The sequence below is a fragment of the Actinoplanes sp. NPDC051343 genome, assembly GCF_044455125.1.
GTDB lineage: Bacteria > Actinomycetota > Actinomycetes > Mycobacteriales > Micromonosporaceae > Actinoplanes.
This window is the reverse complement of the sequence record NZ_JBITEL010000043.1, coordinates 1-7,982: the sequence shown is the minus strand read 5'-3', so window position 1 is coordinate 7,982 and position 7,982 is coordinate 1. Positions and strand designations below refer to the sequence as shown.

Below are 7,982 nucleotides of genomic sequence, written 5' to 3'. Positions count from 1 at the left end.
CAGCTCAGCAGACTCGACGACGGGTTACCGAGACGATCACCCGCAAGCGTCACAGTGGATCTGCGCCAGACCCCCAACCCGAAAGGTGTCTAGACCCGTCGACGGTCCCGGTGCAGAACCAGGTCCTGCTCGACTGGTGCCTGGTGCCCAGCACCCCGAACATGCTGATCAACAAGGCCACCCAGATGTGCATGACCGTCGAGCACGGCTACGACCAGCCGTTGACCCAGGAACGGTGCAACTTTAACGTGGCGAGCGAACTGTGGAACCTGACCCGTGCCAGCTACGACGGCGTCGCCGTGTACCGGATGACCAACCCCGTCGCAGGGCTCTGCGTCGACGTCTACCACGACAGTCACCGCTCCGGTGAACACGTCATTGGTTATGACAAGAACACGGGGCTCAACCAGTGGATGTACCAGGACGACCTGTAGGCCGGGTCTCACGAGCGCGATCTTGGCCGATGGTCCAGCCCGAGTGTCGGCAATGCGGCGCCGGGCACCTGATCGGTTATGCCGACCGCAGCCGGGTTCCCGCGATCGAGCAGCGCCGCGCCCAGCTGCGCGCCCGCTGGCCGCCGGCAAGGCGCGGTGGTTGTCGACGCGGGCGGGGTCCGAGGGCTGGCGGTATAGGTCAAGGACGAAAGTCCCGGTCAACGGCTTTCCATTGATTGACATCGTATTCCCAAGATCGGTGGCTGGAACCGCGTCGCGTTCTTCGTCGGCGGCCTGTCGTCCGGTATGCGCTCGGTTCATCGGCTCGCCGAAGGGGGTAGGCGCTCCAGTTCGGCTAGGACTTCTTCGCGGCGTATGGACACGTCCCGGTCCGTCAGCGCGTTCAGTGCCAATTCCAGGCATTCGCGGGCTCGCGCGTCCTCGCCGGCCTCATGCCACGCCGTGCCCTCGTGGAAGGCGATGGCGGCGGCCAGATGGGCGCCATCGCCCGCCGCGTAGGATGTGTACGCCGTACGGGCCTCCCGGTAGCTTTCGGCCGCTCGTCGCCACTGCTTCAGCTCCTTCAACGTGTGGGCGATTTCTTCCACGACGAACCCGGTCATCCACAGGCGGTTCTCCGGCGGTAGTTCGTCCCGGTGTTCCTCCGCATCCTCGATCAGTTCCTCAAGCACCGCGAGTGCCTGGTCGTGGCGGCCCATTACCCGTAGCAGCCGGCCCAGCCGGTGTCGTATAGGGACCTGCACCGGCCAGAAGGCGAGCTCTCCGGCCAGCCGCGTGGACTCCAGCGTGTGCTCTCGCGCTTCGTCGAATCGGCCCAGCCGCATCAGCGTCGTGCCCATGTATGCGTGCGCCCACGCCTGCTCCTGCTGGTCGTCGACGTCTCTGGCCGCCGCGAGCGCTTCCTGGTGCGTGAGGAGAACAGGTTCGTCGTCTACCCGGTCTCGTTGTGCCCAGCCGAGGAAGTTCAGCAAGGTGGCCAGTTCGCGCCGGCTTCCGAGTGCCCGCGCGGCGGAGACGCCGAGGGTGAAGATGCGATCCCACGGATGGCGCATGAAGCGGGTGTCGGAGTACCAGTGCATCACTTTGGCCAGCCGGAGCACGTCGCGCTCGCGGCCCAGCCGCATCGCCGACTGTTGCGCGGCTTGCCAGTTTCCGGCCTCGAGATCCAGCCATTCGGCCGCCTCGGCCCCCGAAGCGAACCGGGAGTCAGCCCGGCTGTCGGGAAAGAACTGCTCGCCGGCCGCAATCGCCGTGCCGAGGAGATGGTCGAGCACCGCGTCGGTCAGTTGCTTCCGCGCGGCCGTCTGCTCGTCGGCCGCAAGCCGTTCCGCGGCGTAGATCCGGATTAAGTCGTGAAACTGGAAGCGGCCCGTCGTCTGCGTGGCTTGTACGAGGTTGGCCTCGGCGAGTTCTTCGAGGTGCAGGCGCACCTGCGGCTCGGTCGTTTCCGATACCACCTTCGCTAGTTCGAGCCCGAAGTCGGGTCCGGGCACGGCCGCCAACCGGCGGAACAGCCCCTGCGCGGCAGTCGATAACCGACGGTAGGAGACCTCGAAGGCGGAGCGGACCTGCAGGTCTCCGGAGGACAACGAACTCAGCCTGACTTGGGTGTCGCGCAACTCATCGACGAGATATGCGAAGGACCAGTGTGGCCGGTTCGCCAGCCGGTTGGCCGCGATCTGAACCGCCAGCGGCAGGTATCCGCACAACTGGACCAGCTCAGCCACCACCTCGTGCTCGGCTTCGACGCGAGCGGAGCCGGTGGTCACCGAAAGCAGTTCGACGGCCGCCGCATGGCTGAGCAGGTCCAGCCAAAGCCGCCGGACGTGCTCCAGCCCGCCGAGCGCCCGACGGCAGGTGATCAGGGTCAGGCATCCGCGGCTGTTCACGAGCAGCGGGCGAACGTCCGCTTCGTCGGCGACGTTGTCCAGCACCACCAGAACGCGACGATTGTCCAGCAGGACGCGGAGCAGGCCGGCCTGCTCCGCCGCCGACACCGGAATCTGGGCGGGCGGGACGCCAAGCGCACGCAGCAGCCGGTCGAGCGCGCTGCGTACGGCGAGCGGCTCATCGTCCATGCCGCGCATGTCGATGAAGAAGCAGCCGTCCGGGAACTGAGGGCTCAACTCGTAGGCCGCTGCCGTAGCCAGCGACGTCTTCCCCACACCCGGATGTCCGATGATGGCTACGGCACCGCCTACAGCCGCTTCCGCACGCAGGCGAGACAGTTCACCCTCACGTCCGACGAAGGACTGCATTCGCGGCGGGAGCGCACACAGCGCCGCCGCGGACACATTCGGAACACGACGACGGCCTTCCTTTGCCGCCGCCAGGAAAAGCTCACGCTGCGTGCCCGTCAGCTTCAGCGCAACAGCGAGCATCTCAGCCGAACCTTGCTTGGCCGCTTGCGCTCGGCCACGTTCCAGCTCCCGCAATGCACGGATGCTCACACCGGAAGCCTTGGCTAGCTTCGCCTGACTCAAGCCGGCCGCGCGCCGGTGGCTCAGCAGCATCTTGCCGAACGCCGAGGACTGCTCATTCGCCTCGTCCACTGTCAATGCGCCTTGTGTCGCAGCGCTACGCCGACCCGGCACGATCTCCCTACCCGGATCCTGCCTCCCCCCATGCCTTGCCTGTTCCCATATTTCGCTATTTCCTTGGTCCATGTCGTTCCGAACCACATGGGAAGCGCGACCAAGAGCATCGCATCGGGGCTGCCTACCCTGGCGAATGTAGTCGTTGCCCTGCCCCAAACCGGACTACGCACGCTACCGACCTCCTCTACCGGGCTGGTCCTGGTCACCGATCAGCGGCGCCAGGCTGAGCCGTGGGTGGCGACCGACACGGGCTGACTGTCCTGTCGCCATGGTGCGCACCCTCGACTGATCGACTGCTACGGGTGGTTGAGCGACGCACACACCCGCCCGCGCCTCCCTACCGAGCAACTCCGCCAGCTCCCTCACCGTGTTGTCCGGCCTGCACGACCAGATCCTGGCACCACAACCAAGCCCTGAACGGCCTATCTCCAGGAAACCGAAGTACCCGGCGAGACACCGCGATTCGCGACGGATGCGAACCCGCGTGCCAAGTGTCCAGTTCGTGCACGGCCAGGACGAAGTCCTCAGCGGTATTGCCGGACAGCCCGGCCGCGGCCGCCCGGGCGGCGACCGCCCTGATCAGATATAGTTACTACGTGGGAGTAACTATCGAGACGGATGTTGTCGTGGTCGGAGGCGGCCTCGTGGGGTTGGCGGGCGCAGCCTTCCTGGCACGCCAAGGCGTGGCTACCACGCTCATCGAGCGGCATCCGTCGACGTCTGTTCATCCGAAGGCGCGGCTGGTGACGGTGCGCACCATGGAGCTCTATCGTGCGCTCGGTATTGAAGCGGAGGTCCGCGCGGCCGGCGAGCCGAGTAGCGGCTTCGCTGTCGCGGACACCATGGCGAGCGAGCTGAGCACGTGGATCGCGCCTCCGGCAGAGGAAGTCGAGGCTGCGGATCTCAGCCCCACCACCCCCTACTCGTGCGACCAGCAGCGTCTCGAACCGATCCTGCTGGATGCCGCGAAGAGCTTTGGCGCGGACGTGCTTTTCGACACCACGGTTGTGCACATCGTCGAGGGGTCCGAGTCGATCGACGTGGAGGTGCTCAGTCCGGACGGCCCAGGCACGATCCGCAGCCGGTTTGTCATCGCGGCGGACGGGTCGCGAAGCCGGCTGCGCGAACGGCTCGGCATCGGGCTCTCGGGGACAGCGGTGCCCGGGGAATCGGTGAGCGCGGTATTCCAGGCCGACCTGGAGAAGGCACTTCGTGGCCGCATCGTCGACGCGGTCTTCTGCCGCGCCGCGGGAGCCTTCTTGTTCGCCCGCGGTAATCGATCCGAACGCCGGTGGCAGCTTGGCACATATATGCGGCCGGAATGGGCGGCCCAGGAGGCTGATGGACTCGCTGCGGAGCTGACCGGAGTGCTCCGGGAGGCGACGGGCATCGCCGAGTTGCATCCCGTGCTGGAGGACGTGGCTCTGTGGAGCACCGGGGCGTTTGTCGCCGATCGCTTCCGGTCGGGCCGGGTGCTACTGGCCGGCGACGCCGCGCACGTCATGCCACCCTACGGTGGACTCGGCGGCAACACCGGCGTCCAGGACGCGCACAACGTGGCCTGGAAGCTGGCCGCGGTGGTGCGCGGCGACGCACCGGACCGGCTCCTGGACAGTTACGAGGCGGAGCGTCGGCCGGTCGATCGGATGATCGTGGAGCAGGCTCTCCTGCGGTCGAGGAAGGCGCCGGGCCAAGGTCGCACCGACGGTGAGATCGACGCACTGCGTCTCTCGCTCGGTCTCCACTACGGCGCGGAACGTTTCGACGACCCGGCGGCACCGAGCATGGCCGCCGGCACGCGCGCCCCGCACCTCACCTTGCGTGATGGCCGCAGCACCCTCGACCTGATCGACCCCAGCCGGTTCACCGCCGTAGTCTCCGAAGGCTTCACGACCGCCGATGACCGAGTCCACATCGTCGCGCTCCATGACACCAACATCGACGTCCGACACGCGAATCGTTGGACGCGCACGTACGGTCGAGCCCCTGGCTGGCTGATCCGCCCCGACGGGATGCTAGCCAGCGCCATTCTCGACAGCGACGACATCGGCCAGCTCGTCGACCGTGCCCTCGCGATCGCAACTCCAGCCGCCGATGCGCGATAGTGCCAATATGGACGATACCGACCCGGTCTGGCGGATCATCCGGGCCCTGCACCGTGCCGCCAGACTTCAGCAGTCCGCCGCCGCCGCAACCGAACTCGGCCAGCAGGCCCTTGGAGTACTCAATCTAGCCGCGGTTTCATCCGCCACGCCCAGCACCATCGCCCAGGAACTCAGCTTGCCACCGCAGACGGTGAGCCGCGCCATTGCCGAGCTCCAAGCTGCGTCGCTGGTCGAACGCCGCGCGGACCCCCACGACCGGCGTTCCTACGTCTTGGAACTGACACCCTCCGGGCGGCAAGCCATCGGGGCCTTCCGGCAGAACCTCTTCGCGCAGTTCGCCGCCCACCTGACCGACTGGACAGAGCACGAGATTGCCGAGTTCGCCTCCCATCTGGAAGCCCTCGTAAGCGCACTCGAACACGGCGCCCCCGCACGACCAGCGCGGGCACGTCGAGCGAGCTCTTGGCGGTCCAACCCCCAGTGACCGCCGACTGGGAACCGGTTGGCCCGGCCCCGCGCTCCGTCGCAGCAGCGGCACGGCACAAACCGTTGGGCCAGCCTCCACATCACCGCTAGGCCCGCAGCGTCAGCGCATCGGTCGCGCCGCGCTCGTACCCAATAATTCTTGCTGAGATCGTCAGTCGTACCAGATGTAGAGGTAATAGGTCAGATAGATACTCAGCTCGCACGAGAATTCGTAGACCACTCCGTTGTCCAGCAGATTCTCACCTGCCGCATCGCAGCCGCTGAGCGACCAGTACCAGTCGAAGTACACATGCTGGCCGCTCGGGGTTTGTTGGGCGGTCTGCGTGGCCACGCTCGCGGCCGGTGCTGCCGTAGCCGGTGCTGCCGTAGCCGGACTGCCGCCCGCCAGCAAAACACCGCTGAGCACCAGTCCGGCGATTGCCGCGGAAACGAGTTTACGCATCGTCGATTTCCTTTCTGGCTCCGATCGTTTGGACATGCCAAGAACTGGATCCGCGAACTGGATCCGCGAACGCCGTCATGTCACCGAACAAGCTCCTCCCAGATAGTCACCGGTGGCGCCCGACAACCGGAGCCAACCATCCACCGCTACACAAACCCCTACACACGTACTGGTAGGCCGGCTCAAGCCGTTGGCAGGCCGGCGCGGCCAACCGTTCCGGTGCACCGGGAACACGGCGGCGCCAAGGCCGCCGCGCGGTTCTGTGGCAAGACAGGAATGTGAAAGGCCTGTGAAAGGCCCAACCACTATCTTCGCAACCAAAAGTCCCAGGCGGCATTGACGCGCGAGCCGGATGACCCGACGAGTAACGGGGCAGAAAGCCGCGACGGTTGACCTGCTGGCCGGGTGCGCCGTAGCGGCACTGTCCTCCGGCTAGTCGATGCGGGCTCGACCAGGGCACAACCCACGGCTATCACGGACCAAACCAAGGAGGTGACGCGTGCCACCATTTCTCGTGCTGGGCCCACTGGAGGTCCGCACTCCGGACGGAATGCCCACCAGTCTCAAGCGCCGGAAGGCGCGGGAGTTGCTCGCCCTGTTGGTGCTGCGGCCGGGTACCACGGTCGAGCGCGAGGAGATCGTCGACGTCCTCTGGGGCGAGCGTCCACCGGTTTCAGCCCAGGCCAACCTCAATTCGTACGTGTGGGATCTGAGGCGAGTCCTGGCCCGGGCCGCCCCCGCCGACGAGCCGCGTCCGACCACGTCCCGGAACGGGTATCGGCTCGACCTTCGCACGGAAGAGTGCGACGCGTACCTGTTCGAGGAATTGGCCGCCACCGGACGCCAGGCGCTGAGAAACGACCGGTATCGAGCGGCTGCCGAACTCCTCGCGAAAGCGCTCGGCCTCTGGCGTGGCGCGGTGTTGCAGGGAATCACCGCCGAGTTCTGCGTCGCCACCGCGGCGCGTCTGGATCTGGTGAGGTTCGAGGCCATGGAGGACTACGCCGACGCGCGCCTCGGCCTGGGGCAGCACGAGGAACTCGCGGCCGAACTGGCGGCGACGGTTCGTCGGCATCCGCTGCATGAGCGGCTGTGGGCCCAGTTCATGGTGGCGCTGTACCGTTCGGGGCGCAGAACCGACGCACTGCGGGCGTACCACGACGTATGCGAGGTGCTCAACGCGGAGCTAGGCGTCGGCCCCTGCACGCAACTGCGGCTGCTTCAGCAGGCCATCGCCAGCCGACAATGTCGTCATGTGCGGGTCGGCGTCTGCGCCTCGTAGTACTTCGTCAAGAGCGACGCGGGCGGCCGGTGGCTGGCACCCGACAAGGTCACGCTGGCCGTTCTCGACGCGTGGCGCAAGCGCCAGATCGCCGAGCGGCTGGCCTTCGCGCCGGTCGCGGCATCCGGCCCGCCGCCGGTCCGGCTCCACGATCTGCGACCTGGCGCGGCGACGCGGCGTCTCACCTCAGTTGGCCAAGGCCGAAGCCGAGCGGAGAGCAGCCACGGTGTCGCGCTCAACCAGGGCGGCATGCAACGAGGACGCTACGGGGACGGATGGTCTCCGCAGGCCAAGCAACCTGGACCGGCTTTACGACCCCCAGGATGACATCTCTGGCACACGCAGGGCGACCGATCGAGTCGTCCTATGATGCTGCGGACAATCTCCGATCCGGTCGCCTGCGATAATCCGCAATGCTGCAGTGTCGGCAACATCGTCCGCAGCGCGCTTGTACTGACCCAATTCTTGCTGAGATCACTCAGTCATAATCGACGTAGAGGTAAAAGGTCAGATAGGCGCTTAGTACTCCAGCCGTAGATCGTGATGGTTATGGATGTTGGTGCTGGTAGTGGCTGATTTTGGCTCGGTATTGATGCCGTCGGCGCCAGGTTGACC

The 7,982-nt window shown here is 66.4% G+C and carries 6 protein-coding genes; 4 read left to right on the top strand and 2 right to left on the bottom strand.

Features of this window, described 5'->3' with window-relative positions; translation table 11 throughout:
- On the top strand, positions 1-434 hold a 434-nt coding region (locus ACIA5C_RS48505), incomplete at its 5' end, for an RICIN domain-containing protein (protein ID WP_396068165.1).
- 317 nt (positions 435-751) lie between these two features.
- Here the strand turns inward: ACIA5C_RS48505 and ACIA5C_RS48500 are convergent.
- Entirely contained in the window at positions 752-3,007 is a 2,256-nt protein-coding gene (locus ACIA5C_RS48500; RefSeq protein ID WP_396068163.1) for an ATP-binding protein, read from the bottom strand.
- A gap of 641 nt (positions 3,008-3,648) precedes the next feature.
- Here ACIA5C_RS48500 and ACIA5C_RS48495 point away from each other — a divergent pair.
- Both ACIA5C_RS48495 and ACIA5C_RS48490 read left to right on the top strand, forming a co-directional pair.
- Complete coding sequence (locus ACIA5C_RS48495) at positions 3,649-5,157, top strand: FAD-dependent monooxygenase (protein WP_396068161.1); 1,509 nt, start codon at positions 3,649-3,651, stop codon at positions 5,155-5,157.
- 7 nt (positions 5,158-5,164) lie between these two features.
- Complete coding sequence (locus ACIA5C_RS48490) at positions 5,165-5,641, top strand: MarR family winged helix-turn-helix transcriptional regulator (RefSeq protein WP_396068159.1); 477 nt, start codon at positions 5,165-5,167, stop codon at positions 5,639-5,641.
- A 153-nt stretch (positions 5,642-5,794) separates the two neighbouring features.
- Here ACIA5C_RS48490 and ACIA5C_RS48485 read toward each other — a convergent pair whose 3' ends face one another.
- Positions 5,795-6,085 (bottom strand): hypothetical protein, encoded by a 291-nt coding sequence (locus ACIA5C_RS48485; RefSeq protein WP_396068157.1) that lies wholly within the window; start codon positions 6,083-6,085, stop codon positions 5,795-5,797.
- A gap of 499 nt (positions 6,086-6,584) precedes the next feature.
- Here ACIA5C_RS48485 and ACIA5C_RS48480 point away from each other — a divergent pair, with 499 nt between their 5' ends.
- Positions 6,585-7,367 (top strand): BTAD domain-containing putative transcriptional regulator, encoded by a 783-nt coding sequence (locus ACIA5C_RS48480; protein WP_396068155.1) that lies wholly within the window; start codon positions 6,585-6,587, stop codon positions 7,365-7,367.
- Positions 7,368-7,982 lie beyond the last annotated feature (615 nt).

Bases quoted from the DNA above. Each gene is read 5' to 3' on its own strand.
- ACIA5C_RS48485 (WP_396068157.1), bottom strand. From the start codon at position 6,085: ATGCGTAAACTCGTTTCCGCGGCAATCGCCGGACTGGTGCTCAGCGGT.
- ACIA5C_RS48490 (WP_396068159.1), top strand. From the start codon at position 5,165: ATGGACGATACCGACCCGGTCTGGCGGATCATCCGGGCCCTGCACCGT.